The organism is uncultured Streptococcus sp. (genome assembly GCF_938036805.1).
Lineage (GTDB): Bacteria > Bacillota > Bacilli > Lactobacillales > Streptococcaceae > Streptococcus.
In genome coordinates, this window is sequence record NZ_CALHWC010000104.1 from 1 (window position 1) to 1,069 (window position 1,069).

At 47.4% G+C, this 1,069-nt stretch carries 1 protein-coding gene; it reads left to right on the top strand.

Annotated features, from left to right (window positions below):
• Positions 1-218 precede the first annotated feature (218 nt).
• Positions 219-1,069 (top strand): tryptophan synthase subunit beta (gene trpB / locus Q0191_RS04050; protein WP_297664067.1); only part of this gene is annotated, 851 nt, incomplete at its 3' end.

Here is a 1,069-nt window from a genome sequence, read left to right on the forward strand (position 1 = left end):
TTATGAAGTGGGCTGATGCAAAAAAATGAATTTGAAACAATAAAAATTCGGTGAGCACACCTTACAGTGCAGCTTGTTGTTAGACAAGACAGAGATATGGAGGCAGTCTATACTTTGCTCCATAATTGAGGTGGCACCGCGATTTTACGCCCTCACACAGAGTTTTTCTGTGTGTGGGCTTTTGTTTTGCTTGAAAATAAAGAAATGAGGCAATTAAGATGACAGAAACTAAAGGATATTTTGGACAATTCGGCGGCTCCTTTGTGCCGGAGCCTATCCAGGCCTTGCTGGATGAATTGGAAGCGACTTTTGAGAAGTATAAGGATGACCCAGAATTTTTAAATGAATACCGACATTATTTGGCAGATTATTCAGGACGGGAAACTCCGCTCTACTTTGCAGAAAGCCTGACTCAGCACCTGGGCGGAGCTAAGATTTATCTGAAGCGGGAAGATCTCAATCATCTAGGCTCACATAAGCTCAATAATGTTTTGGGGCAGATTCTTCTGGCTAAGCGCATGGGCAAGACACGAGTTATCGCTGAAACTGGAGCTGGCCAACATGGTGTGGCAACTGCGGCAGCCGCAGCTAAGTTTGGTATGAAGTGCGATGTTTACATGGGAGCAGAGGATGTAGAACGCCAGCGCCTCAATGTCTTCCGCATGGAAATGATGGGAGCGACTGTTCACGCTGTGGAAACAGGAACCAAAACCCTCAAGGATGCTGTGGATGCAGCCTTTGGAGCTTGGATGAGTGATTTGGAAGCCTTCTATGTCTTAGGGTCAGCTGTCGGTCCTCACCCTTATCCGACCATTGTCCATGAGTTCCAAAAGGTGATTAGTGAAGAATCTCGCCGTCAGATTTTGGACAAGGAAGGCCGCTTGCCGGACTATGTCATTGCTTGCGTAGGTGGTGGTTCCAATGCTATCGGTGCCTTCTCTCAGTATGTGGCAGATGAAGAAGTCAAGTTGGTTGGTGTTGAAGCAGCCGGGCGTGGTCTTGATACAGACCAGCACGCAGCGACCATGACCAAGGGAAGTGTCGGAGTAGTGGACGGTATGAAGACCTA